The organism is Bradyrhizobium sp. in8p8, assembly GCF_000426845.1.
In the GTDB taxonomy this organism is placed as follows: Bacteria; Pseudomonadota; Alphaproteobacteria; order Rhizobiales; family Xanthobacteraceae; genus Bradyrhizobium; species Bradyrhizobium japonicum_C.
This window is the reverse complement of the sequence record NZ_AUGD01000014.1, coordinates 165,898-190,899: the sequence shown is the minus strand read 5'-3', so window position 1 is coordinate 190,899 and position 25,002 is coordinate 165,898. Positions and strand designations below refer to the sequence as shown.

General features: G+C 63.0%; 26 protein-coding genes. 11 read left to right on the top strand and 15 right to left on the bottom strand.

Going from position 1 to position 25,002, the window contains the following annotated elements; translation table 11 throughout:
- On the bottom strand, positions 1-394 hold a 394-nt coding region (locus tag K408_RS0130035; protein WP_028146064.1), incomplete at its 3' end, for an Hpt domain-containing protein.
- Positions 395-1,299: 905 nt separating this feature from the next.
- Here K408_RS0130035 and K408_RS0130025 point away from each other — a divergent pair.
- From K408_RS0130025 to K408_RS0130015, 3 genes are all read left to right on the top strand, one after another.
- Positions 1,300-1,998, top strand: coding sequence for a Crp/Fnr family transcriptional regulator (locus tag K408_RS0130025; RefSeq protein WP_196232421.1), 699 nt, complete (start codon positions 1,300-1,302; stop codon positions 1,996-1,998).
- A 157-nt stretch (positions 1,999-2,155) separates the two neighbouring features.
- A complete protein-coding gene (locus tag K408_RS0130020) occupies positions 2,156-2,545 on the top strand; it encodes an Hpt domain-containing protein (protein WP_024341933.1) in 390 nt (129 codons plus the stop codon).
- A 149-nt stretch (positions 2,546-2,694) separates the two neighbouring features.
- Positions 2,695-2,943 (top strand): hypothetical protein, encoded by a 249-nt coding sequence (locus K408_RS0130015; RefSeq protein ID WP_024341934.1) that lies wholly within the window; start codon positions 2,695-2,697, stop codon positions 2,941-2,943.
- A gap of 63 nt (positions 2,944-3,006) precedes the next feature.
- Here the strand turns inward: K408_RS0130015 and K408_RS0130010 are convergent, their stop codons facing one another.
- Positions 3,007-3,630 carry a helix-turn-helix domain-containing protein gene (locus K408_RS0130010; RefSeq protein ID WP_024341935.1) on the bottom strand — a complete coding sequence of 208 codons (624 nt, stop codon included), beginning with the start codon at positions 3,628-3,630 and terminating at the stop codon, positions 3,007-3,009.
- Between the two features lie 335 nt (positions 3,631-3,965).
- On the opposite strand from K408_RS0130010, the gene K408_RS0130005 reads away from it, so the two are divergent.
- Together K408_RS0130005 and K408_RS0129995 are read left to right on the top strand one after the other, a co-directional pair.
- The gene (locus K408_RS0130005) at positions 3,966-5,129 is read left to right on the top strand and encodes a hypothetical protein (protein ID WP_024341936.1); all 1,164 of its coding nucleotides are present in this window, start codon (positions 3,966-3,968) and stop codon (positions 5,127-5,129) included.
- A gap of 533 nt (positions 5,130-5,662) precedes the next feature.
- The gene (locus K408_RS0129995; RefSeq protein WP_024341937.1) at positions 5,663-6,877 is read left to right on the top strand and encodes an EAL domain-containing response regulator; all 1,215 of its coding nucleotides are present in this window, start codon (positions 5,663-5,665) and stop codon (positions 6,875-6,877) included.
- Positions 6,878-6,887: 10 nt separating this feature from the next.
- Here the strand turns inward: K408_RS0129995 and K408_RS0129990 are convergent, their stop codons facing one another.
- Positions 6,888-7,748, bottom strand: coding sequence for a DMT family transporter (locus K408_RS0129990; protein WP_024341938.1), 861 nt, complete (start codon positions 7,746-7,748; stop codon positions 6,888-6,890).
- A gap of 161 nt (positions 7,749-7,909) precedes the next feature.
- Here K408_RS0129990 and K408_RS0129985 point away from each other — a divergent pair, with 161 nt between their 5' ends.
- Positions 7,910-9,274 carry an aminotransferase-like domain-containing protein gene (locus tag K408_RS0129985; protein WP_024341939.1) on the top strand — a complete coding sequence of 455 codons (1,365 nt, stop codon included), beginning with the start codon at positions 7,910-7,912 and terminating at the stop codon, positions 9,272-9,274.
- A 7-nt stretch (positions 9,275-9,281) separates the two neighbouring features.
- Here the strand turns inward: K408_RS0129985 and K408_RS0129980 are convergent, their stop codons facing one another.
- From K408_RS0129980 to K408_RS0129965, 4 genes are all read right to left on the bottom strand, one after another.
- On the bottom strand, positions 9,282-9,896 hold the full coding sequence (locus K408_RS0129980) for a GDYXXLXY domain-containing protein (RefSeq protein WP_024341940.1): 615 nt from the start codon (positions 9,894-9,896) through the stop codon (positions 9,282-9,284).
- Positions 9,893-11,164, bottom strand: coding sequence for a DUF2157 domain-containing protein (locus tag K408_RS0129975; RefSeq protein WP_024341941.1), 1,272 nt, complete (start codon positions 11,162-11,164; stop codon positions 9,893-9,895). Before K408_RS0129975 ends, K408_RS0129980 begins: the two co-directional genes overlap by 4 nt.
- 327 nt (positions 11,165-11,491) lie before the next feature.
- Positions 11,492-12,007: a nuclear transport factor 2 family protein gene (locus K408_RS0129970; protein WP_024341942.1), complete on the bottom strand. Its 516-nt coding sequence runs from the start codon at positions 12,005-12,007 to the stop codon at positions 11,492-11,494.
- An 89-nt stretch (positions 12,008-12,096) separates the two neighbouring features.
- Positions 12,097-13,158 carry an aldo/keto reductase gene (locus K408_RS0129965; protein ID WP_024341943.1) on the bottom strand — a complete coding sequence of 354 codons (1,062 nt, stop codon included), beginning with the start codon at positions 13,156-13,158 and terminating at the stop codon, positions 12,097-12,099.
- A 92-nt stretch (positions 13,159-13,250) separates the two neighbouring features.
- Here K408_RS0129965 and K408_RS39170 point away from each other — a divergent pair, with 92 nt between their 5' ends.
- Positions 13,251-14,186 (top strand): LysR family transcriptional regulator, encoded by a 936-nt coding sequence (locus K408_RS39170; protein WP_024341944.1) that lies wholly within the window; start codon positions 13,251-13,253, stop codon positions 14,184-14,186.
- Positions 14,187-14,303: 117 nt separating this feature from the next.
- On the opposite strand, the gene K408_RS0129955 is transcribed toward K408_RS39170, so the two are convergent.
- Positions 14,304-15,197 (bottom strand): LysR family transcriptional regulator, encoded by an 894-nt coding sequence (locus K408_RS0129955; protein WP_024341945.1) that lies wholly within the window; start codon positions 15,195-15,197, stop codon positions 14,304-14,306.
- Between the two features lie 96 nt (positions 15,198-15,293).
- Between K408_RS0129955 and K408_RS0129950 the strand changes: the two genes are divergently transcribed.
- Both K408_RS0129950 and K408_RS0129945 read left to right on the top strand, forming a co-directional pair.
- The gene (locus tag K408_RS0129950; protein ID WP_024341946.1) at positions 15,294-15,623 is read left to right on the top strand and encodes a nuclear transport factor 2 family protein; all 330 of its coding nucleotides are present in this window, start codon (positions 15,294-15,296) and stop codon (positions 15,621-15,623) included.
- Entirely contained in the window at positions 15,620-16,408 is a 789-nt protein-coding gene (locus K408_RS0129945; protein WP_024341947.1) for an SDR family oxidoreductase, read from the top strand. Before K408_RS0129950 ends, K408_RS0129945 begins: the two co-directional genes overlap by 4 nt.
- 782 nt (positions 16,409-17,190) lie before the next feature.
- Here the strand turns inward: K408_RS0129945 and K408_RS43990 are convergent.
- The 4 genes from K408_RS43990 to K408_RS0129910 form a co-directional block, all read right to left on the bottom strand.
- The gene (locus K408_RS43990; RefSeq protein WP_283805284.1) at positions 17,191-17,325 is read right to left on the bottom strand and encodes a hypothetical protein; all 135 of its coding nucleotides are present in this window, start codon (positions 17,323-17,325) and stop codon (positions 17,191-17,193) included.
- Positions 17,326-17,936: 611 nt separating this feature from the next.
- A complete protein-coding gene (locus K408_RS0129925; protein WP_024341949.1) occupies positions 17,937-18,317 on the bottom strand; it encodes a response regulator in 381 nt (126 codons plus the stop codon).
- Positions 18,318-18,322: 5 nt separating this feature from the next.
- The gene (locus K408_RS0129920; RefSeq protein ID WP_028146062.1) at positions 18,323-18,715 is read right to left on the bottom strand and encodes a response regulator; all 393 of its coding nucleotides are present in this window, start codon (positions 18,713-18,715) and stop codon (positions 18,323-18,325) included.
- Between the two features lie 858 nt (positions 18,716-19,573).
- Positions 19,574-19,918: a response regulator gene (locus tag K408_RS0129910; protein WP_024341951.1), complete on the bottom strand. Its 345-nt coding sequence runs from the start codon at positions 19,916-19,918 to the stop codon at positions 19,574-19,576.
- 201 nt (positions 19,919-20,119) lie between these two features.
- On the opposite strand from K408_RS0129910, the gene K408_RS44165 reads away from it, so the two are divergent.
- Complete coding sequence (locus K408_RS44165) at positions 20,120-20,281, top strand: hypothetical protein (protein WP_349509773.1); 162 nt, start codon at positions 20,120-20,122, stop codon at positions 20,279-20,281.
- Between the two features lie 510 nt (positions 20,282-20,791).
- On the opposite strand, the gene K408_RS0129895 is transcribed toward K408_RS44165, so the two are convergent.
- Together K408_RS0129895 and K408_RS0129890 are read right to left on the bottom strand one after the other, a co-directional pair.
- Positions 20,792-21,766, bottom strand: coding sequence for an ArdC family protein (locus tag K408_RS0129895; protein ID WP_433994153.1), 975 nt, complete (start codon positions 21,764-21,766; stop codon positions 20,792-20,794).
- Positions 21,767-22,244: 478 nt separating this feature from the next.
- Positions 22,245-23,081, bottom strand: coding sequence for a universal stress protein (locus tag K408_RS0129890; RefSeq protein WP_024341953.1), 837 nt, complete (start codon positions 23,079-23,081; stop codon positions 22,245-22,247).
- A gap of 457 nt (positions 23,082-23,538) precedes the next feature.
- On the opposite strand from K408_RS0129890, the gene K408_RS0129885 reads away from it, so the two are divergent.
- Entirely contained in the window at positions 23,539-24,504 is a 966-nt protein-coding gene (locus K408_RS0129885) for a metallophosphoesterase (protein ID WP_024341954.1), read from the top strand.
- Here K408_RS0129885 and K408_RS0129880 read toward each other — a convergent pair.
- Positions 24,485-24,964, bottom strand: a complete 480-nt coding sequence (locus K408_RS0129880; protein WP_028146060.1) for a CDP-archaeol synthase — start codon at positions 24,962-24,964, stop codon at positions 24,485-24,487. The genes K408_RS0129885 and K408_RS0129880 overlap by 20 nt on opposite strands.
- Between the last annotated feature and the right edge of the window lie 38 nt (positions 24,965-25,002).

The window sequence follows — 25,002 nt, the reverse complement described above, 5'->3', positions numbered from 1 at the left end:
CGGCAGCCATGGCCGCCATGCCCTGCTCGACCATCGCTTCCAGCTTGTCGATGAGGTCGCGGTCGTTACCCTCGGGCTCCGCTTCGGTCGCCTCCAGGCCTGCCAGGATCTCCTTGATGCGGTCGATCGAGGACAGGATCACCGTCACCGCCTGCCCGGTCACCGGCATGCCGTCACGGAATTTGCCCATCAAGGTCTCGCCGGCATGCGCCAGCGCTTCCAGCCGCGGCAAACCCAGGAAGCCGCAGGTGCCCTTGATGGTGTGGACCAGGCGGAAGATGTTATCCAGGATCTTGGCGTTGTTCGGCTCCTGCTCGAACTTCACCAGCTGATTGTCCACGGTGTCCAGGCTCTCGCTGGTCTCCGTCAAAAACTCCCGCAACAGATCATCCATGAGCTACGCCTTACTGACCTGGATCTGAACTCGACGCCCAAGCCACCTTGGCACGGACGACGCCTATCCTGGATCGTTAGACATCCCGTTTCACGGTCCCGTTAATTTCATCCTCCGTGCTACTACGGATATTGAAGAGAAGTTCGCGGTTTCGCCGCATGCTGCAGCGCTTTTCGGCAAATCCGGCTCGGCGCCGCACGAATGCGACGCGCGAGGTAAACACCCCGATAACAGCGAGGCACAGCGTTCAGGAAAGTCCTGCTCGTGAAGAGCGATAGAGACGGCCTGCAGGCCGTTGGACCGATCCGACTACGACCAACGGCGCGCTCCTGGGCGCGCTTTGTGGTGTTGCCGCCGCGTCCGCGGTTCGCACGGGCGGTAAACGCACGGTTACCGTATGACCATAGCGACTCGTGCCGCGCCAACCGAGCCGCGGGCGAGGCAATGATCGGCATCGGTCGATGCTATGCCAGACATCGTCGACGGCGACCGGCAGCGCTGCCGCCTGAACGGCTTGCACAGACCGTGTGACGCCGAGCTCAAGCGCCGAGCGGAACACATCGGACGCGCGAATTCATATCATCGAAAGCCTAGCCGACAACCTGCGCCGCGCCGATCGTTCCATCGAGCTCGCTGTATCGACCGGGATCACCGCGAGCGGCCACCCGCCCAATCGTCTGCTGCAACAAGTCGATGCAGCGGACTTCGATCTGCCACGTCCGCATCTCCCGACGATCGAATAGTCAGTGAATCTGTCCTGGGCGACGGCGGCGCTGCACTCCGGACAACTTGTCCCAATTGCCATTATATCCCGAAGCAAAGATGATGGAGCTTGCCCGCGCAGGACGTGATTTCACGTGTCGCGATCGAAGGTGCAGGGAAGCGGGGAGGCAACTTTGGAAACGATGGTGCGTCCGTCCAACGGTTTCCTGTCCGCACTGTCGGCAGATGATTATGGATTGATCCGCCCGCATTTGCGGACGGTCGATCTGCCCCATGACGCAGTGCTGGTCGGAACCGGCGAGACGCTCAAGCGCGCTTATTTTCCCCACCGCGGCGTCATCTCGCTGGTGGTGGAACTGGCGAAGGGTGAGCGTGTGCAGGTCGCCATGATCGGCCGCGACAGCCTGCTCGGGACGCTGTCGACCATGGGTGATGCCTGTGCACTGAACACCGCCATCGTGCTCGTTCCATGCGTCGCCTCGGTGATGGATCTCGACCGGCTGCGGGCCGCCGCCGACCAGAGCAGCACCCTGCGCACGCTGCTCACGCGCCACGGGTTGGCGGTCTACGCCCAGGTGCAGCAGACCGCGGGCTGCAATGCCTCCCATCCGGTGGAGTCGCGGCTGTCGCGATGCCTTTTGCAGACACATGATCTGTCGGGCGACTCCCGGCTGCTGCTGACCCAGGAGACCATGGCACAGATGATCGGGGCGCGGCGCAACAGCGTGTCGCTGGCCGCCAACTCATTGCAGCAGGCCAATGTGATCCACTACAGCCGTGGACACATCCAGATCACCAACCTGGACGGCCTGCATCAGACAGCATGCGAATGCTACGCCTCCGTGAAGGGCCAGTACGACCGGCTGGTCCGGGTGTCCTGACCGCAGCGGTCGGTTGGTAAACCGCCGGCTAACGCCGGCCTGCAAACACCGGCCATCCTGCTACCGGAACTGAAATCCGAATGCCGTAGACGCGTGGGCACACCTCGCGCCTGCACGTGCCGCGCGACGACGAAGAGTGATCAAGGCGGGCAAGCCCATGTTCGAAGCAACCGCTGCGCCGGCGCAGAAGGCGCCCGATGCCGATCCCGCGCGCGAGCCGGGCGCGTATGAAGCGCTGGTGCGCGAGATCGGCGAGGACGGTGCCTGTGAAGTCCGCGACGTGTTCTGGAGCGAGACCTGCGCGCGCATGCAATTGTTCCGCACGCTCTCGCTCGCGCAGCACCACGCCAGGATCGCCCGCGAAGCGCATTCGCTGAAGAGCGCGGCCGGAACGTTCGGCTATGTCAGGCTCGCCGCGCTGGCGCTGCAGCTGGAGAAGACCGCGGGAGATCTTGGCGAGGCCGAGTTCCGTGCGCTGCTGGACCTGATGGAGGCCGCCTACGCCGCCGCGCGCGCGCAGGAGCCGGAAGGTCCGATCCCCTCTTGATGCGCCCTCTTCGTAACCCGGCAGCTACTTCGCCGAAAATGCTCTGGACCACCCGCGCGTGTATTCCCGCCGTACTTCTACGGTTTGGGATATTCACCGATGGCTAATCATAGATGGCGATAGTCCCCGGAAAACCAGGAGGGTTTTCCATGTTCACTTACGAGACCGCAGACCAGAAGGAAGTGCGCCGATTCCGCATCGCACAGTTCAACGGCCGCATGGCGACCGTGAAGGCCGGCGAGTCGACGGTGACCGGTTTCGTGCGTTCGGTGCTGGAGCAGGAATCGAGCGTGCCGCCGCGCTGGACCATCACGATCATTCCGAACGCGCCGAAGGAACAGATCAAGCCGCTGCGTCCCGCCTCGCGCGCACGTCCGTTCGCCGAAGACTATTTCTGAGCGACGAGACTCGCAAAACTCCTCGGGAGACCTCCCGGGCCGCGCCCGAACAACCGGTCTGCCTTAGTCGATCGAATGCAGCAATGCCGCACGAACCAGGTCCGCGGTGTTGCGCGCCCCGAGCTTGCGCATCGCTTCCGCGCGATGGCTCTCGAAGGTGCGCGGACTGATCTGCATGCGAAGCGCGCCCTGCTTGTTCGAATAGCCTTCGCTGATCAGCCTCAGCACCTCGCGCTCGCGCTTGGTCAGGCGTTTCTGGCCCGAGGGGCCGAGTGGCTCGGCCCCCGGCAGGCGCTGCGGCTGTAGCACGCGGGTGACCTTCGATTCCGCCTCCTCGGTGCTGGACGCGACCGGCAGGCCGCCCTTGTGAGGGCCGGCAAGCTGCTTCACCAACCCGCAAACGCGTTCAGTCTGCGCCAGCGCGTTCTCGACCACCCGCTGCAAGTAGGCACGATCGCCCGTGACAGGCGCGAGTTGATCGCTGTGATGCTTGATCTCGCCCATGTAGAGCAGGAGCGCAGTCAGGGGGCCGTTGAGCTCGCGGGCGATGGCGGCCGCCATTTCGTCGGCCGCCTTGGCACGGACGGCGCTCAGGCGAACGAGATCGGGCTCATCGGCTGAAGCAGCGCTGTCTTCGTGCCATTCCGAAGACCGCGAATCAGTGGCCGTATCGTTCCGTGACCCCATGTCACTCATTTAGCGGAACCGGGGCAGGTCTGTGGTTAACTTTTTGCTCCGTAGGAATACGGGGATTTAGGCCGTTTGATGCAAAAATGGCGACTTCGGCACAATTTGTGCTTGCGTGGCGTCGGATTTAACCACGCTGGGGTTGAGTTCCTGCTCAAATCGTTGCTGGTCGGCCGGAGGTCTGACTGGCCCGCTCACCTTCAGACCAGGCCACCCCCCGGTTTTTACGGATTAATTAACGGCGACTTGCTTCTCTACGCAGGTTGAGAGCGCGCAAATGCCTCCACGCATTGGGCCCGCAAGCCCGCGGGAACACGCTGCGAAAGATTGCGTGCATGAACGAGATCGATCGGCTGTCGGAATTTCTGCAGAGGCTCACGCCGCTGTCGCGCAGCTGTCTGCTCAGCGAGCTCGAACGGCTCGAGCTGTGCGGCATCGACATGCCGGGTTCGGCCGAGATCCAGTCCCGCTTGCGCGCCGAGTTCCGCAAAGACGGATCGACCCAGGCGCGCGCCACCAATCCTTCGCGCAATTTCTTCGCGCCTCTCGAGCTGCTGCTGATCGACGGTGCACCCGAGCATGCCAATATGGGGCGGATCTCGCGCAACACCCTCACCCCGATCTGGGAGTGGATCTGCCGCGACCTGCTGCCGACCATGGCGCGCGACTATATCAAGGCCATCAACGATCAGGTCGCCGCCAACAATCCGAAGGAAGTGCAGAAGATCGCCTCGACCTTCCAGACCAAGGTCGTCAAGGTTCTCGAGAACACCCTCACCTCGCCCGAGAGCACCGAATCCGCGCGCGCCAAGCTCGCGCAATACACGGCCTCGCGCACCGCCTTCGACGATGTCGTGAAGATGCTTCACGTGTTGCGCGCCGGCGACGCGCTGCCCAAGTTCAACGAGAAGCTGCCTGAGAAGATCACGAAGTTCGACGACGGCCAGGTCGCCCAGATCACCGCGCAGCTCGACGCCTTCAAGAAGGCCCATCCCGAGGCGCTGCCCTTCGCGCTGGCGCTGGTGGCGCGGCGCGTGAAGCCGTTCTGGCAATTGGCGCGGCTTGCCACCAAGGCCGCGGCGGGCAAGGCCGCCGCAGACGTCGCCGCCACGCCCTATGCCTGCGTCGTCCACATGGTTCTCGACCGGCTCGACGACAAGCGCCTCGCGCTTCGCGTCGCGCTCCGGAACAACCGGGTGCTGGTCGCCCGCGATCTGCTCGCCGAGATCTACGACACCGAATATGCGCTCAAGGTCCGCATCGACGGCTTCGAGCACTGCGAGTGGGGCGTCCGTCTCCAGCAATTGATGGACGCGATCGCGGCGCTGGTGTCGGCCGAGGTGAGCCGCTTCCCCGACAATGTCGGCCACATTCTCGGATCGCGTCGACTGCGCAGCCACGACACACTCGGCGGCAAGCTGACCTATCTGGCCTGGAAGGGGCGCGATGCGATGCAGGACGGCGCTGCCGCGTTCCGCAAACTGATCGGGCAAACCTGAGCGCGCTCGGCACAAAGGGGCAATCACATTGCCCCTTAGTTCGGCGCGCGTGGCAGGCTCAGGAAGCGATCGAGAAACCGCCCCGACAGCACGAACCTGAACCACCAATACATCATCCGCCGCGTCGTCATTGCTGTAATCCTCGACAGCCCACCACCGGCTCCGCCGAGCATTAGCGCGAGTGCAGCAGCGCACGTGTGATGCGCTTCACATTCATGGCCGCCGGCCCGCGCGTGTGCCGCGGAGCCGCCTGCGAGCAAAGGCAAGAACCTGCGCGCATCGCGCGAAGCGAACGTCCTGACATCGGTCCTTCGCCGCCAATTCAGCGCCGCGCGCGAGAGAGACCTCCGCGCTCGTCGGAGTTGGCAGCCTGCAAGGCTTGGGTCTGCTTTCTCTTCGAGCGATCCTCGACAAATTAGCTCGAATTGCAGAGCTTAACGTTACTCAGATAATTCAAGAACGATGTGAAGCTCTCCTTATTTGAACCCACGCTCCGCGTTTAAGAAACCGTCACGGAACGGGAGTGGTGTAGGATGAGCGATGGGATGAGTGAACTCGTCGGACGGAGGCCTGTGACCTTCGGACGGCGAAAGGTGACGCCGCGCGCCTGCGTGGCCGACAGCAAGCGCCACTTGCGCGCCTTTCTCAGCGAGGTGCTCGAGGATCTCGGCTTCGTCACCTGCGAATGCGCCAGCGCTGACGAGCTGCAAACCGTGCTCGCCACCGAACTGCCGGACCTGATCCTGCTCGGCGTCGCCGCCGACGGCATCGAGCCGGGACGATTCCTCGAAATATTGGTGCGCGAGGGATTCGGCGGCAGGGTCCTCGCCGTCGGCGCCCGCGATTCGATCATCGTCAAGGCCGTGCGGCAGGTCGGCGAGGAATACGGCCTTGCGATGCTGCCGCCGCTCACCACGCCGTTTGCCGCGGAGACACTGCGCGAGCGCGTTGCGATGCTGCTGCCGGACGAGCCGGCGCCGAGCCCGGCCGTGCATGTCGGCGAGGCCCTGCACGCCGGCTGGCTCGAACTCTGGTATCAGCCCAAGATCGACGCGCGCACGCTGGTGCGCAGCGGCGCCGAGGCATTGGTGCGGATGCGGCATCCGACCTGGGGCGTGGTGCCGCCGGCCTATTTCATCCCGGAGCCGCACGATCCGCATTTTCGCGAGCTGTCGGAGTTCGTGGTCGATCGTGCCGTGCGAGACTGGCATTATCTTCTCGAACAACAAAGCCCGGTGAATCTGTCGATCAATCTTCCCGCCTCCTATCTCAGGGAGCCGCAGGCGGTGCGCGATCTCTGCCGCCGCGTGCCGACGCATCCGGCCTTCGGCGGACTGACGGTGGAGATCGACAGCGAGGAGGCGATCCGCGACCTCGACCTCCTCACCGACGTCGCGCGCGAGGTCGGCCTGCACAATATCGGCCTGTCGATCGACAATCTCGGCGCCAACTGGCCGTCGCTGATGGAGCTGGACAGGATTCCCTTCGTCAAGTTGAAGGCCGACCGGCAGTTCGTCACCGGCAGCGGCGGCGATCGGCTGAAGCGCACGGTGTGCCGTCACATCGTCGAGCTGGCGCAAGGCTTTGGCGCGCGCGCGGTGGCGCAAGGCGTCGAGAGCCGCGCCGACCTGGTCGCCGCAAACGAGCTCGGCTTCGACCTCGTGCAGGGCTTCCTGTTCGGCAAGCCGATGCCGCTGAAGAAGTTCGCAAGGAGCGCGCTGACGCGGACGGTGATGGGGCAGCAGTGAGGCGCAGGCCTCACGCATACCGCCGCGCCAGGAAGACGCAGACGACGACGAGCGCGGTCGCGGCGACCATGCTGGCCGCGACCGGCTCCCCCAGCAGGAAGCCCGCGAGCGCGAGGCCGAAGAACGGCTGCAGCTGCTGCAACTGACCGACCCGGGCGATGCCGCCGGCGGCGAGCCCGCGGTACCAGAAGATGAAGCCGACGAACATGCTGAAGACGGAGACATAGGCGAGCCCGATCCAGGCGGGCGCGCCGACGCCGCTCCAGTCCGATGGCCACGTCCAGATCGCCAGCGCCAGCATCGGCGGCAGCGCCAGCAGCAGCGCCCAGGAGATCACCTGCCAGCCGCCGAGGCGGCGCGACAGCGCGGCGCCTTCGGCATAGCCGAGGCCGCACAGCACGATCGCGGCCACCATCAGGAGATCGCCGGTGAGCGAGGCCGAGCCGTCGCTGGAGAAGGCGAAGCCGGCCACCGTGGCGCTGCCGAGCACGGCGAACAGCCAGAACAGCGGCTTCGGCCGCTCGCCGCCGCGCAGCACGCCGAAGATCGCGGTCGCCAGCGGCAGGAGGCCGATGAAGACGATCGAATGCGCGGAGGTGATGTGCTGCAGCGCCAGCGCGGTCAGCAGCGGAAAGCCGACCACGACTCCGATGGCGACGATGACGAGCGAGGCGAGATCCTGGCGTGCCGGCCGGGCCTGATGCAACAAGCCAAGCACCGCCGCCCCGATCAGCGCCGCGATGACGGCGCGCGCCGACGTCAGGAACAGCGCCGAGAAGCCGCCGACCGCAACCCGCGTCGCCGGCAGCGAGCCGCTGAAGATGATGACGCCGAGAAGCCCGTTGCCCCAGCCGCTGGCCGAAGAGTGCATGTCGCTCGTTTCCCTGACTCGGCCTTCTATCCCCTTCGAGCATGGCACGGCCAGCGACAATCCAATACAATCGGGCCAAACTGTATTGGTATGGAAGGCCATACACTTTGGGTACCGACACACGCATGCAAGGCCGCCACGGCACGCGGACCGCTGACGTAATGAGCGCGGTCCGCGCCAAGGTCGCAAGCCGCGCGCTCGTTGCCGGCGACCGCCTGCCCTCGATCCGCAGCCTTGCCGCAACGATGGACGTTTCGCCCTCGACCGTGGTCGAGGCCTATGACCGGCTCGCTGCCGAAGGCTTGATCCGCGCGCGCAAGGGCTCGGGGTTCTACGTCGCTCCGACGTCAACGCCGCCGCTGACCCTGGCCGAAGTCGAGCCCCGGCGCGACCGCGAGGTCGATCCGTTCTGGGTCTCGCGACAATCGCTCGATGCCGATGCGGCCGTGCTCAAGCCCGGTTGCGGATGGCTGCCGGCAGACTGGATGCCTGAGGCTGGCTTGCGGCGCGCGATCCGAGCGCTATCCCGGACCGATGCGGTTCTCTTGACCGACCACGGCAGCACGCGCGGCGCACTGGCGCTGCGGCGGCGGCTGCTCACGCACCTCGCCGAGGACGGGATCGAGGCGTCGCTCGACCAACTCGTGCTGACGGGCTCGGGGACGCAGGCAACCGACCTCGTCTGCCGCTTCCTGCTTCGCCCCGGCGACACGGTCGTAGTCGATGATCCCTGCTACTTCAATTTCCGTGCTCTGCTGCGGGCCCATCAGGCGAAGGTCGTCGGCGTTCCCACCACGCCGTCGGGCCCGGACGTCGCGCGCTTCGAGCAGATGCTGGGCAGCGAGCGGCCGCGGCTCTACATCACCAATTCAGCACTGCACAACCCCACCGGCGCGACGCTGTCGCTCCAGACCGCGCACCGGATCCTCACGGCCGCCGCCGCGCACGACCTCACCATCATCGAGGACGACATCTTTGGCGACTTCGAGCCGGAGCGCTCGCCGCGCCTTGCCGCGCTCGACGGATTGAACCGCGTGGTCCGCATCGGCAGCTTCTCCAAGACGCTGTCGGCGTCGGTGCGCTGCGGCTACATCGCGGGTCGGGCCGACTGGATCGAGCACCTCGTCGATCTCCAGGTCGCAACCAGCTTTGGCGGGCCGAGCCCGGTCGCGGCCGAGATCATCGCGAAGGTCCTGGCCGGCGGCAGCTATCGCAAGCACATGGACGAGCTCAGGCAGAGGCTCACGCGCTCGCGCCGCGACGTCGCGCGAAAACTTCAAGCGCTCGGCATCGAGCCCTGGCTGATGCCGCGCGGCGGCTTCTTCCTGTGGTGCCGCCTCGTCGATGGTGTGGACGCCACCGCCGTGGCGCGCGCCGCGCTGGAGGAGAACGTCGTGCTCGCGCCGGGCAACGTGTTCAGCGTGTCGCAGACGGCGTCGCACTTCATGCGCTTCAACGTGGCTCAGATGAATGATCCCCGGGTGTGGGAGGCCCTGCGGCGGGCGCTGACGTCGGCGGCAGAATGACCGGCCCCTAATACAACGGCTCCTCGTACACCGGCTCGCCGTCGAGCAGCAGCCGCTTGATCGCGGCGCGGCCCGAGGGCAGCACGGCGGCGACGATGCGGAGCTTCTGCTGGTTGCGGGCCTGCTCGAGCTTCAGGCCCTCGCCTTCGGGGACGAAGTAGCTTTCCAGACCATATTTGATCGGCAGGTTGTCGCAGAAGGTGCGCCGGCCCGAGCCGCAGGACCCGCCGTAATTGCCAACGCGTCCGCGGATCAGCACTTCGGGTGCCGTGACCGGAACGGGCCCGGCATGCACGGAGACCGCCTGATAGACGCCGTCGGCCCTGGGCGCCAGCTTGACGAACACGACAGGATGGCGCGCGTCGGCCGGCTGGCCTTTGAGCGCGCCGGCCGGCACTTGCGAGATGTCGTAGCGGAGCACGACATAATCGCCGCGCAGGAGATCGCGGGGATCGACCGGCTGCGTCTGCAAGGTCACCTCGACGCCCTCGCGCAGGATCTGCATGCGGTCGGCGACCATCAGGACCAGCAGCAGGCATTGCAGCAGGACGGCGGCGCCGAACAGCACGGCCTTGGGAACGCGCTGCCCGAGCTTTGTGACGGACGCGAGCAGCCCGGTCATGGTTCGGTCCTCGGCAGCGCGCGGCCCAGGGCGGTCGCGAACACGACGGCGACGACACCGGCCGCCGCAAGGAAGGCCGAGCGGCGCAGCAGCGAGCCCTTCACGGCCCAGGTGATGCCGGCGATGATTGCGGCGATCCCGAGCCAGCCGGCAATCAGGCGCGGACGCACCTCGTCGAGCATGCCGGAGACGACGAGGCACAGCATGGCGCAGAGCAGCGCCGCATAAGCAAACCAGGGCTCGCCGGCGGCTTCTGCCGGCCACAGCGGCGCGGCGACCAGCACGAGGGCGATCGCGCATGCCGCCAGCACTTCGCCCGTGCGCCTGGTGAGCGCGGCGGACACAAGGGCAAGCATCACACCCGCAGCCCCGCACAGGATCGCCCACAGCGGCTGGGCCGGCGCCGTCGCGGTGCGGAGACGGACGAGGTCGTCGACCGTCGTCACCTCGAGGGCGGCAACGCCGGCCAGCGCAAACGCACCGTAGATCGACAGCACGCTGCCGAGGCGAAGCGCCCTTGGCGACGGCGCGGCGGCGATCGCAAGCCCGGCGCCGAACAACAGGGCCGCGCCGTTCGCGAGCAGGAAGGACGGCTGGGCGCCGTCGAATTCGAAGCGGAGCGACGTCGCGATCCACCACGGCAGCAGCGCGAGCGCGACGAGGTGAGCCGCGACGCGCGAATTCCAGGCGAAGGCGAGGCCGGCGGCGATCAGCCAGACCGCCACGAACGGAAGATGCAGGACGTCGGGAGCGTCGTAGGTCCGCATGCAGGTCCAGATGCCGGCGGACACGAGACCGACCGCGAGCGCCCCGCGCGAGCCGGTCAGCACTGCGGCGGCAAACGCGCCGACGGACCACAGCAGCATGCCGCCGGCAAAATCCTCGCCGAGATGATACATCTGGCCGACCAGGGCGATGCCCGCACCGAAGATGATCGCCCCGATGCTGGCGCAGAGATCGGCGAGAACGTTGCGGCCGGTGGTGGCGAACCAGGCCCCGAGAACGCCGGTGACGACCATGCCGGCCAGCAGGATCGCGAACCGCATCAGCCGCGCGATCTCGGTCCAGTGCGCCGCCACGAAGGCGAGGAATGCGGCCGCGATCAACAGGCCGCCGACGATGGCGACGACCATTGCGATGTTGATGCCGGCCGGAAGCGGCGGCAGCGCGTTGCGGATCGAGGCGGCCGCCGCCGGCGCAAGCACGCCGTCGGCCTCCCATCGCGCCAGATCGGCTTCGAGGCGCTGCCGGTAGGTTTTGTCGAACATCGTGCTCGAATATGGTCCTGGGATCACCTGGCTCCCGCCGGATGGCGGGACCTTGCTAGGTCGGATCGTACAGGCGGTGGGTTCAACCTCTTCCTCGCAGCAGGGCTATCGCATATGGCTCTTTGCGCGAGCCGAGCGCGCGCCTCGTCCTGCGAGACGACAGCTTCGCTGTCTCCTCAGGATGAGGCTAAGCGGCATCGGAGCCCGCTGAAACCGGCGCCACGCGCTCGGTCCTCATCCTTCAGGGTCCGCCAAAGGCGGCGTCTCGAAGGATGGCCAGAAGCGACATCACTCCCGTTTGCGATGATCCTGCTCCTCGCAGCCGGCCTATTGCGCCGGCGCAGGAATGCGCCGCAGGACGTCGTCATAGGGTGCCAGGTCGAGATAGGCCGTGACCTCAGCAGCCCTGCCGTCCTGCATGAGCAGGATCCATGCATAAGAGTTCGCGTAGGGCCTGCCGTCGCGCGCCACGCCGCTGCCCTCCCAATGCGCGATGACGTGGTCACCATCAGCAAAGATCCGCACAATTGTCGGGCGGACCGGCGTCGACAACCGGCTCGCGAACGGGCGGACGGCGCGATCCAGGAATACATCGCGGCCTCGGAATTCGCCGGCGCTCGGGCCGGATCCCTTGATGCGCCAGACCACGTCCTCGTGCAGCAGGTCGTTGAAGAAGGTGGTTCCTCCCGCCGCCCAGCGATCGAATGCATCGGTGACGATCAGCTTGTTGGCCTCCGGCACGGATTTGGCCTGGCCGCAGGGTGCGGCCGTCGTCAGGGTGGAAGCCGTCACGATGATCGCGTAGACGCACGACGCAAGCGCGCGATTAAGCAGGGTTGCCATTGGTGTCTCCCTTTCCAGTGCAACAATCGTCTGCCCCGAAGTGATGCACACATGGTCGGCCAGACATCGCCGACCTGTTGTTCTAGGATCTAGCCGCGCCGCGCGACGGTGGCGCCGCCAAAGATGAGCTGCTCGACCATCGGGCGACGCAGGAAGCGGCCTGGGAAGATGGGATCCGGCGCAGTCGCCTGGTCGAGCCGCGCCATCTGCTCAGGCGACAGCGATATCCCGACCGCGCCGAAATTGTCTTCCGCCTGCTCCAGCGTGCGGGCCCCGATCACCGGCGCGGTGACCGCGGGATTGGCCAGCGTCCATGCGATGGCGACCTGCGAGGATGTCGCGCCGAGCTCCCAGGCGATGGCTCGCACCGTCTCGGCCGCGTCCAGCGATCGCTCGTTGAGAAGGCCGGATGAAGCGATCACCGAGGCGCGTGTCGTTCCAACCGCCCGTTCCTGGGAATCCTTGAGATCGGCCCGGGGGTACTTGCCGGTGAGCACGCCGCCGCCGAGAGGCGACCAGGGCAGCACGCCCAGGCCGAGGGCCGCCGCCAACGGAATGAGTTCATGTTCGACCGTTCGCTCGACCAGATTGTATTCGATCTGCAGGGCAACGAATGGCGACCAGCCGCGCAGATCTGCGATCGTCTGCAACTGTGAAATGCGCCAAGCCGGCGTGTTGCAAATGCCGACATACTGGACCTTCCCGGTGCGCACGAGATCGTCCAGGCCGCGCATCACCTCATCCGGCCGTGTCGTCGCATCCCAAGCGTGGAGGTAGAGCAGGTCGATGCGATCGGTGTCGAGCTGCCGCAGGCTCTGCTCCACCGAACGAACCATGTTGAGCCGGTGGTTGCCGCCGGAATTCGGGTTGCCGGGGTCGCGGGCCATGGTGAACTTGGTCGCAAGCACGAGGCGGTCGCGCTTGTCGCGGGCGAACTGGCCCACCAAGCGCTCGGAAGCACCGTTGGTGTAGTTCACCGAGGTGTCGATGAAATTGCCGCCGCGCTCGACATACAGGTCGAATATCCGGCGGGCCTCGCCGGCGTCGGCTCCCCATCCCCACTCGGTCCCGAAGGTCATCGTGCCAAGCGCGAGGGGAGAGACGCGCAAGCCGGAGCGACCCAGCAGGCGGTATTGGTCGAGTGACGTCATCAGTGCCTCCATCGTATGGCGGAGACGTAGTTTCCGGCGAAAGGTGAGGCAAGTTGGCCAATGATGACCAGGGTGGTAAGCTCAACTAACCAATGACCACCGACCTGAACCTCGTTGCCGTCTTCATCGCCGTCGCGGAAGCCAGGAGTTTCCGTGGGGCCGCCGACCGGCTCGGCGTGACGCGCTCCGCCGTCAGCCAGGCCATCCGGCGCATGGAAGACCGCCTGGGCGTGGCGCTCGTGCAGCGAACGACCCGCAGCGTCAGTCTCACCGAAGCAGGCATGCGCCTGCACGAGCGCGTGGCGCCGGCAGTGGCCGAAGTCGAGCAGGCGATCGATGGCGCCCGGGATCGTGACGCGCAGCCGACCGGGCAGCTGCGTCTTGCCGTGTCGTCCATCGCCGAGCGATTCATTCGCGGCCCGTTGCTGGCCGAATTCACGCACGCCAATCCCGGCGTGCAGGTCGACGTGACCGTGACCGATGAGGAATTCGACATCGTGGCCGAGGGCTATGACGCAGGCGTTCGGCTCGGCGAAGTGATCGAGCAGGACATGATCGCAGTGCCGGTCTCAGGCGATCAGCGTCAGCTCGTGGTGGCCGCTCCGGCCTATCTGGAGCGGTTCGGCGTCCCCTCTCACCCGCGCGAGCTTTCGCAGCATTGCTGCATCGGGTGGCGACCCGCGCCGCACGTCGCGCCTTACCGCTGGGAATTTGCGGACGCCGGGCGCGAGTTCAACGTCGCGGTGGAGCCGAGGATCACGACGAACGACATGTGGGTCATGGTGCGGACCGCCTGCGCGGGAGGCGGCCTGACGTTCGGCATGGAGGAGACGTTTCGGCCCTATATCGAACGAGGTGAGCTGGTGCCCGTGCTCGAGGAGTACTGCCCGTTCTTCCCAGGCTTCTTCCTCTACTTCCCGGACCGGCGGAATCTTCCGCCGAAGCTGCGCAGCCTCATCGATCACGTGCGATATCGGCCGGGCGGAAAGAACCAGAAATCGCCGGCGGGCCACGCCCGACGAAGATGAGCACTGTACCCACGCTGTGGCACGAGGATAGCAAACGACTTGCCTCGACGACGCTCGGTCGTTGGCACCGCGTCCGCCAACTCGCGCCCTGGACAGAACCAGTCACCTGGCAGACCGTCAGCTCGCAGCACCACGCGCCATGTCGATCAACGCCTTGAACGCGGCCGAGGGATTGCGCCTGCTAGGATAGTAGAGACACAGGGGTGCCAGTGGCGGCGTCCAGTCCTCCAGGACCCGAACGAGACGCCCTGCCTCGATGTCTTCGCGCACATCGGACTCCATGAAGTAGCCGATGCCGACATGGTCGAGCACCGTGATGCGCGAGAGGCTGGCTTCGTCCAGCGTGATAGGCCCTTGAACGTCGATCTGGACGGGCTGACCTTCCTTTTCGAATTGCCAGCGATGCAGCGCGCCATTCGGCAACCGGATGCGCAGGCATGAATGGCGCAGCAGGTCGGGGGGCACGCGGGGCTTACCGTTGGCCTTGAAATATTCGGGCGATGCGACCACGGCAAAGCTACGGGGAGGACCGACGGGAATGGCAATCATATCGCTCGGCACCAGGTCGGCGCTCCTCAGGCCGAGATCGAACCCTTCGGCAACGATGTCGACGATCCGGCCCTCGGTGACGAGATCGATGTGAACGTGGGGATAGCGTCGCAAGAACTCTAGCAGGAGCGGACCAAGAACCTCCCGCGCTCCCGTTGCGAATGCATTGATCCGAAGCGTTCCGGACGGGATTTCCTGCTGCGAACGGGCGGCCCCCATCGCATCGTGAAGCGTCTTTACGGCAGGCCCGACATGATCGACGAATTTCCTTCCGGCATCTGTCAGGGAAACACTGCGCGTCGTCCGATTGAACAGTCGGACGCCGAGTTGGCGCTCCAGCTTCCCGATGACGTTGCTCAGTGCGGTGGTCGACAGGCCAAGCTCCAGCGCCGCTGCCCGGAACGATCCGCGCCGCGCAATGGCGAGGACAGCATCGAATTCGATCAGGCCGTGCTTCGGCATTGTCCCACTTTTCGAAACACCCCATGGCGGTTTGCTCCGATTATCGTGAGTGATGTCTCTCGCTAAATCAACCTTGTCACGTCAGGGAGCCGAGCGATGTCGATCGAACTACCCAAGCCCATAGCCGACTATGTTGAAGCCAACGCACAGCTCGACGTGGACGGCATGCTGAAGCCTTTCGCCGCCAATGCGGTCATCTTGGACAACGGGCACCGTCATGAGGGCCACGCCGAAGTGCGGACCTTGCTCGAAGAGGCGGTGGTCGGCGCGAAGGCGATATTTGCGCCGGATACCGTTCGCCACGAGAACGGTCAGGTCGTGGTCGAAGGCCTTGCCCATGGCGACTTCAAAGGCAGCCCAATCCGCTTCACCTATGGTTTCACCCTCGAAAACAATGCCATCACAGCCTTGGAGATCACGACATGACCATCAAGGCTGATTCGACCGAGTTCGCGGGAAAGCGCGTGCTCATCAGCGGCGGCAGCAAGGGTCTGGGCCGCGCCACCGTCGACCGCTTCCTGGTCGGCGGCGCTCGGGTGATCACCGCTGCCCGCGGCATCCTGGAGCCCGTCGACGGCGTCGCGTTCGTCCAGGCGGACCTGACGACGGCCGAGGGAGGGGAAATCCTGGCCAAAGCCGCGCTTGAGCATATGGGCGGCGTCGACATCCTGGCCCATGTGATTGGTGGCTCGTCCTCGCCGGGCGGCGGCTTTGCTGCCCTGACGGACGATCGCTGGCTCGCCGAGTTGAACCTGAACCTTCTGGCCACAGTCCGCCTTGATCGTCTCCTTGTTCCGCAGATGATCGAACGGGGCACCGGCACGGTGGTGCATGTCACCTCCATTCAGTCAGTCCTGCCTCTTCCCGAGTCGACCACCGGCTACGCCGCCGCCAAGGCTGCGCTCAGAACCTACAGCAAGTCCCTCTCTAAAGAACTGGGGCCGAAGGGCGTGCGGGTCAACGCCGTCTCCCCCGGCTGGATCATGACCGAGTCGTCCGTCGACATGCTGAAGCGTCTGCAGGCCGCCAATGGCGGCTCGATCGAGGAAGCGCGGCAAGTCGTGCTCGACGGTCTGGGCGGGATCCCGATCGGGCGTGCGGCCGAGCCCTATGAAGTCGCCGACCTCATCGCCTACCTGGCCTCCGATCGCGCCGCAGCGATCCACGGCGCCGAGTTCGTCATAGACGGCGGCACGGTTCGGACCGTCTGAAGTCCGCCCCGATGTTCACCCTCCGTGGTGGGCTTCGGGAAGCGGCTCCGGGCTAGAAATGGCAAGTGTCGGTAGCCGACGTCGAAGGCATAGCTCGGAAATGTCGACTTCATCAGATGCCGTCATTCAAGAACTGAGCGCATAGGCGGCGGCTCAACCGATGGAAGCGTCGGCAAATGGGAACGTATGACAGAATGGCGGAGAGGGAGGGACTCCGCAGGCCGTTTTCTTACACGACGCCAATTACCTTGATAAAACAACGCGGTTCGGCGGGTTACGACTACACTGACGACTACATTGTGGACTACAGCAGCGATCAGCACCCCAGAATCGCCCGGTCGCAGATGCCAGTCAACAGCCTTCGGTCCGGGCGGCCTGGACGTTTGACTTATAGTTGACGCCGTGCTGCCGGCGAGGAACCGGCCGAAAGCCCGCCCCCACGCGGATAGAAACGGTGGCCGCCCTCGTCGGCAAAAACGCGGGGCCAGAGGCAGGATTGGCTCCTCGGCTCTTCCGCAACAGAATTGGCACTCTCCTGGACTTACATCCCGAGTTCAGCCGGCGTGTCCGGGCGACGTTGCGGCTGACCATGGCGTTGACCAGCCGAGTGCACTTCTGTTGGTTCCCTCAGCGACCGAAATTCAGGTTCACGTCTGCATCAGGGCTAGGTCGTTTTGCTCAACGTCAGTTCTTCTCAGTTTGACCCCTAGCCGACTAGCAGGAATTTCCCGGAGTTATTCCCAGTGCATGAAGCGTGAAGGAATTCAGTCCTCGCCAAACTTCTAGTGAACAACTTGCGTTGGGCGTAAAGTCGAAGCATGGACCTGCGGCTCATCCGGGAACACCTGATCGACGCCGAGCGCCACGTTGCGCTGAGCGATAAGCACATTGCCCGCCAGATTGAAATAATTGATCATCTGGAACGCTTGGGACGCCCAATAGAATTGGCCCTAGATGTCCTCGCCACCTATCGCGCTCTCCGAACTTCGCACGCGGCCCATCGGGATATGATCCGCAGAGAGCTAGAACAACACCAGCGGCTATGACCGTCATGTTGTGCCTGTTCCCCGTCAGGAACAGGGATAGAGGCCGCATCTCAATCGAATGCCTGGTGTCCTAATTTCATTTTCAGACGTTGAAGGCGTGTTGCAACTGGTCATGGAGGACACCATGGTGCCACTGCCTAGCCCCATCTATCGACCGAACCATTTAGTTGATGAGGACATCATAAGCGAAGCTCGCAGGAGCATCGACAAGTCCATTCAGGTTCTCAGAGCTAACCCGCCACCAGATACGTTTCTGGGCCGTCAGAAGCATCAACCAGCTCCTCTGCGCCACGATGAACAATAAGGCCTAATTCAGCCGACCTGCTTCATCGTTTCGGAAAATTCCATTGTAGGCCCGAAGGCGAAGATCGCAACGGCCATTGGCGTGTCAGCAATCGATATCGCATAGCCGCGACGCGGATCAATGCGATTGACCACGGCGGACCTCATGTTGGCGATGTGCGATTGCTAATCGGAGGCCCTCACGTCCGCTTTCGTGTCGCCAACAGTTGGCGGACGTGGTCCAGCACGGGTCGATAATCCAACCTCTTCGCGGCGTGCGGACCCTCCTCGCAAAGGTCACCCGCGAGAGCGAGGACCTTGCCGACTGTCGCGCCCAGCATCGTCTTCACAGTTGGGTGGTTGCTCCGTATCCACGCAGAAAGAGCAAACCCCGAACCGGTGGGCCCGCCCACGTCGATCAAGGCCACTTCGATGAAGTGTTTGCCACCTTCGAAGCATTCACGTGCCTCATCGTGGTTAGTTGCTTCCATCACGCGATAGCCGCACTCGCGAAGGTACTCCGCCAGCGGATGGCGAACGAGCACGTCCTGCTCGACGATCAACACAGTTGCTGTTTGCATGCTGACTACAGCGCCGGGCCGAGCATCTCCGCGATCAGCATTGCGATCTGCTTGGGATCGTAGGGCTTGCGGATGAACCTACCTACGCGGCTCGCTGCGCTCTCCAATTCTATGCTTCCAGAGGCAACGAGGATTAGGAGCATCGGTTGCATATCGCGCACCCTCCCAGCCAACTCAAGGCCATCGAGGGTTCCCGGCATTCGGATGTCAGTTATAAGCGCGTCAATCCGCTCGCCTGATGCAAGGTAGTCCATCGCATCATCTGCGGTGCTCGCCTCGACAACCTCAAACCCTTCGCCTCGAAGCTGCTCAGCTACATCAAATCGGATGAACCATTCATCCTCCACGAGCAAAACCCTGACACGCTCACTCTTCAGCTGCTCCTGGGGGACCATCATCGGCTCCTCGTGATGCTGGTCGGCCAACCTCCAGATTGGAGTAACGTTCCAAACCATTGACTTGCTTGCTAATTGTAAGCCCGCAACCATCGCCAAATGTATTCTATGTTAATGGGAAAGTTCTGCCCCCGTGTTAGACGATGCGTATCACCGGCTGCGGCTCTGTCCGTGGGTGCCGGTGGCTGAGAGACCGCTTGCGCTCCCGCCTGCAACCAGGGAGCGCGGCCATGTTATTACGGCGCGGAATCTGTCGTCCGTCCCAGCAAGAAATCGACGAAATAGAACGGTTACAAGAGTTCGTCAGGGATGCTCGTGATGTCCTGACGCGATTTCCTATGCCCGACACCTTTCTCGGCAGGAAAACACAAGAGCCTTTCCCGAGAGAGACTCAAACCGCCCGCAAAATCCTGAATGATTCACATAGGTAAGTTCCCGAATCAGGAACAAGATGTTTGCTGGCGGCATCCTTCGTGACGGGGAAGTCACATGCCTCTTCGTATGTACCGCGCGTTAGAGCGGAATTGTCAAGTGCAGGCTGCTCTTACACAGCACAAGGAAACCAGAGAAGAACTCGAAAAAATGCAAAGGGAGTACAAGGTCATTGCTGATTGGCTAGAGCGCCAACTGCCAGAGGCAGATCGGCCTCATGATGTGCAATAGGTGCATCAGCATCGACGAGGAGCTTGCCGCCCTCAAACGGGTCCGGCCCCTGATAGACGATCAGCTGGCGCTGGCCCTAATGGCTGAAGTCGTCAAAGACCTTGAGACAGAGAGAGCCACACTGCATTGGGACGAGAACAAGATGAGTGAGTAAAGCCGCCTCGGTTGGCGGTCTGTTTCGATGTTGTCTTCTTGTCGTTATGGCAACAATTGAGCGATGCAGCGTTCAAGCTGTTCTATTTGAAACGGCTTTTGCAGCCATGGCCGTCCGCTAAATTCTTTTGGTACACCCTCCGCTCCATAGCCCGTTGCGAACGCGAACGGGACGTTGCGATGCGCGAGAACGTTCGCCACAGGCGCGATGCTATCGCGGCCTAGCTGCACATCGAGCACTGCGAGGTCAAAGGCAGCGTCATTTGCGTGCTCCAACGCCGAAGGCAAATCGCCAGCTTCGCACGCGACGGTATGGCCAAGCTCCGTCACCATGTCGGCCACCATCATGCGGATGAGTACTTCATCCTCCACCAAAAACACCGAAGCCATTGCCTGCCCTTCAATTACTGTGAGGGACCTTCTCTATGTTACGAACGATGGTCAGGTAATAGTGAACCGATCCTGAACCGCTCGTTAAAAAGGCTAATACCAGGTCTCACCGGGCTAGGAATGGCTGAATACCGATTGGAAGTTTGTGTGCACTTTTGTACTTTGCACGCAGCCACAACGATGTGGACTGGAGGGCGGGCCGTGCAAAGTCCATTGCGGATATTGGTTTTCGAGGACGACCACCTCATTGCGGAAATGGTCCGGGAGGCGCTGGCAGAAGGAGGCTTCGAGGCGGAGGTAGTGGCCTCCGGCAAGGAAGCGCTCGCGTTGCCAATGACGACCATAAATATCGCGCGCTTATGAGGACATCAATTTGAAGGACGATCACACGGGCTGGCAGGTTGCAAAACGCGCAAGAGAATTATTCGCCGGACCTTCCGGTGGTTTACATGACCGGCGCAGCTGCCGACGAGTGGGCGTCGCGCAACAGCCTTCTTCTGATGAAGCCATTCGCGCCAGCGCAGGTCGTCACGGCTATGGCCCAATTGCGAAACGAAACGCCGCCGCCGAGTGGCTAATGCCGCATGAGATGGCACCCTCTTAGCCAAGGCTGACTTCCCCTGTTGGCCCATCTGCGAAGTTGCGCCTAGCGTGCCGCAGGGCCGCTCATTGAATCAGAGCGGGCCAGATCTGCCTTCCGCAACATCATCGCCTTGCATTCGTGAGGCGGGAAAAAGACTAGCGGCCCCTGCATCAACCAACCACGCGCGCCGTGCGTCACGCGACGGTCGATCTCATTCTGCGGCCGCTGGCTCCAGGGTGTCCGTGCTGCCGAAAGCAAATGCTTGGCAAATACATTCTGTCAAAGTAGTCCTAGTCGGGGTGGCTCTTAGCAGCGAGCCAATCGACTGCTTTCTGCGCCAGGGCAGCAGCGGTAAAGATTGCCCGCTTGTCGGATTTGAGTACAGCCAACCAGCTTGCGAGATAGCAAGCATGGTCTGACCTCGGTTCCAGTGCAATGCCAAGATCAGCGCAGAGGAACGCAGCCCCGATCTCGGCGACGAGCTCTTCGCGCGCGTAGGCGTTGTCTCCGAAGCGCTTTCCCAGATCACGGTCGCAGCGATGCTTTGGCGACGTCCAATGGATGAGTTCGTGAAGCAGCGTCGCATAGTAGCCTTCGGCTGCGCTCGAGGTTGGCGTATCGATGAACTGACGATAAGGCGGCAGTTCGATACGGTCATCTGACGGAAGATAGCAGGCACGGTTGCCCTTGTGGACGATCTTGGCTGTGGTGGCGGCGATAAAGGCATCGACACTGTCGATCCTCGTTGACGTGGGTTCATGGGCCGGGACCGGCGCGGGCTGCGCAGAAAGGCCATCGATCTGCTCGATGTTGAAGACCGTATACGCGCGGAGCAGCGGGATACGTCGGATGGCCTCTTCGGCCGTCACAGGATCGTCATCGGCGCGTTCAATGGCTTTGGCATAGACGACACTCGCGCCCTGCTCACCTTTGCGGACTTGAGCACCCAGCGCCTGGGCCTGGCGATACGTCATCCAAGTTGCCGACGAGTAGCCATGCGTGATTGCTTCGGACCACAGGATGAGAACATTGACGCCTCGATATGGTGTGCCGTCATGGCGTAGTGGGCGGGCTGGCACGGCCTGCCCTGACGACGGAGTCCAAGGCTTGATCCAACTACGCGTGCCCTGCTCAAGGTCGCGGATGATCTTGTCGGTGACGCGCTGATAGACGTCTACACGCGGATGCGTACTGGAGTTCTTGGTGATTGAAGCAGCTCTGGTATGCTTGGATGATTGGGCTTGGTGTGGCCGGTTGGTAGCCATGATCGTCTCTCCGTTTGCGTCGGGCCCGCGTGATTGCGGCCTCGATGGCGGTGCTTGCGCCGGGAGGCGATCGACCTGCACCGTAGGCCGGAGCGCAGCGGAGGACGGCGACGGAGGGCTATTTTGACTTGCGCGAGGAGCCGCATGGTGGCGGGGAAAATAGCCCGACCAGCCGTTGCGGGAAGCGATCGGGGCCGCAGGCCCTTTAACTCTCGGCGATGCCGTCCATCGTTAGAGGCCCAACACCTCGTGCCCGATTACTCGCATACAGATGACGGTTCGCGATAAAACGGTTCACTTGGCGCACCATCCGAGAATGCGGAGAAATGGGCGCTGAATACTCAACAAGAGTTAGAACCCGCCGCAAGCGACAAAGGTCGCAATGCGTCGTCGTATGATCGGAGATCGGGCTGTCTAGGCCCAGGATATTCAGGAAACTGAAGGCCACTCGCAGTAGCTTGGCCGGTTGCGAATCGGTTCAGTGCGACAACAGCACGGGAATTGGCGGCCTCGTCAGTATGCTGCGGGTGGCACCTCCTAATATGAACTCTCGCAAGCGGGAGTGACCATACGCCCCCATGACGAGCACATCTGCCCTGCGGAAAGCTATCTCAGCCGCGAGAACATCGCCGATGGCCCTTCCTGCAGCATCGACCTCTTCGACGACCACATCGATGCCATGACGCGAGAGATTCTTTGCAAGTTCGGGTGACGAGCGCCGGCTTGAAATCGCCTTCTCATTGGTGACCGTGAGAATAATCACCTCTCGCGCCTTCTCCAGGATCGGGATCGCATCGGAGACGGCACGTGCCGCCGCGCGGCTGAAGTCCCACGCAACCATCACTCTGCTGAGTTCGGCTTCCCTGGAGGTGGTGGCCTCCGGCAGCACCAGCGTCGGTCTTCCCGAACCGAAGATGATCGCTTCAGCATACCATTGGTCATAGGATTCCGGCACCGGCACGATGGTGAGATCGCGCAGCCGAGCATAGTCTACCAGGAGATCCGGGACCTCGGACGTCAGGCAACGCTCGAGAATGATCTCGTTCAGCAGCCCCGATTTCGTGGTGGCCGCTTCAAAAGTCGCCAGCAGGTCCTGCGCATTTTTCCTGCTCTTGTGAGCTTCGCTGGCCACGATTGATCCGACATTGCCGACCCCGGACAGGAAAGTCCCGGGTACCTGCACATGGACTTCACAAGAGATCGCCGCGATGTGCGCGGCAAATGGTGAGATAAGCGATAAGGCGCGGTCGATCACCGAAGCCGGCGTCGGTTCGGGATAGCTGGTCAAGGTGAGCAGAACGTCCCTGATGGCCATCGCGTATCTCCGAAAATGCAATTTTTATAGGATACCAGCGCCGGGCCCGGGTCGATTGATCTGGGTCAGAACATTTCCGGTCCGGGCTCGGCCGTCGAATTTCCAATTGCCGCCCAGGCCATGACCTGGGGCTGCCGAGTTGACCCAAATCAAGCGGCCGTGCCTAGGATCGCCCGATCATGATGCTGTCTCTCATCGCCGTCGTCAGCGGATTGGTCCTCACGGGGACACCGGGCGTGGTGCTCGGTCCATAGCTGGTCGCCCTCACCTTCACTTTGCTGCAAATCCGGCGCGAGCAGCTGGTTTACCGACAATTATCCGCGGTTGGCGGAGTGGGCCGCCTCGGCCAACCGCGTGGCGCCACTTCTTCTTGCCCTGGACAAGCTCGATCTATCCGCAGAAGACATCAACCAGTGTGGATACGCAGTTGATTGCCTCGAACCGAAAGGCGCACCCAGTGGACGATGAATTGCTTTCGATCTTGGAGCAGCGCCTGGGGCGGATCCACGCGCGGCAACGGCTTGGGATCGAAACGGATCATGAGGCCCAGATCTTCGGCCAGGGCCTCAACTTCTTTCATATCGAGAACTGGTACTCCGTTCATTCGTTGATACGAAATGTTCTGAAGCTGTCCGGGCTTTACTGGCGCGGACGCCGAAATGCCGAGCGCGTTTCCGTGAAATACAACAGTATCGAGTGCGCAAGTTTGCCGGCGTTGTTCGAAGGTTTCACGGTTCTTCACATCAGCGATACCCACGTAGATATGAGCCAGCGCGCCATGCGGCGCCTGGTCGAGCTGGTGTCAGGCCTGAACTATGATTTATGCGTCCTGACCGGCGACTATCGTGGCAAGACTTTCGGAGCGTTCGATGCTGCGCTGGAAGGCATGGCACGTGTGACCGCCCAACTCAAGCAGCCCATTCTCGGTGTGCTCGGCAATCACGACACCATCAGGATGCTGCCCGGTCTGGAGGCGATGGGCATACGCATGCTCCAGAACGAATGCACGACGATCACGCGCGGCGATCAGAAGATATTCATCGCAGGGATCGACGATGCGCACTATTTCAGGGTCGATAACATCGAGAAGGTTGGGTCGGAGATCCCGGACGGAGCATTTTCGATGCTGCTGTCCCACACACCCGAAATCTACCGGCAAGCGGCGCATGCGGGCTTTGATGTACTCCTGAGCGGACACACGCACGGAGGACAGATCTGTCTTCCGGGCTCGATCCCCATCACCCTTGACTCAGTGCTGCCGCGTCGGATGGGAGCCGGAGCCTGGCGCTATCACGATATGATCGGTTACACGTCGGTCGGCGCAGGATCGAGCGTTGTGGCCGTGCGCTTCAACTGCCCGCCCGAAATTACGCTGCATCGATTGTGCCGGCCGGCGGACCGCTTCAATACGGCTGATCCCTGATGCGCAACATGTACAGCACACGGGAGATGGCGAGCTCGCCGACAAAGAACATTAAGACAACCACGAAAATGTCAGCGTAGCTCAGCCCGAGGCTTTCCTGGCAAGCTAGAAGTGGGAACAGCGATTCCGGAACCTGGTCCAAACCCAACGCCTGGCTGCTTGGCGGCATATTCATGCGCCGCTTCAAGAAGCTGGAAAACAAGTCCCCCGCCATAGCGACGATGGCCATGAGAGCTCCCAATTCGTAACCCAGTCCAAGAAGGATCCCGCCAACCGCGGTCACGACGATTGACACAACGACGCCGCGGACGGTCTTCGAAGCCCCGAATACCGGCCGGCCGTCGAAGAGCAGATGCCCTCCATCCAGGGCGAACGCGAACCGAGAGCCGAAGAGCTTCTTGGCCACGACAGGCGACCCGTTCGCGAGCGTCAGCAGAAAAATCGAATAGAAAATTGGCATCACGGCCTTCAAGCATCTCGCGGACAGTTGCGAGGTAT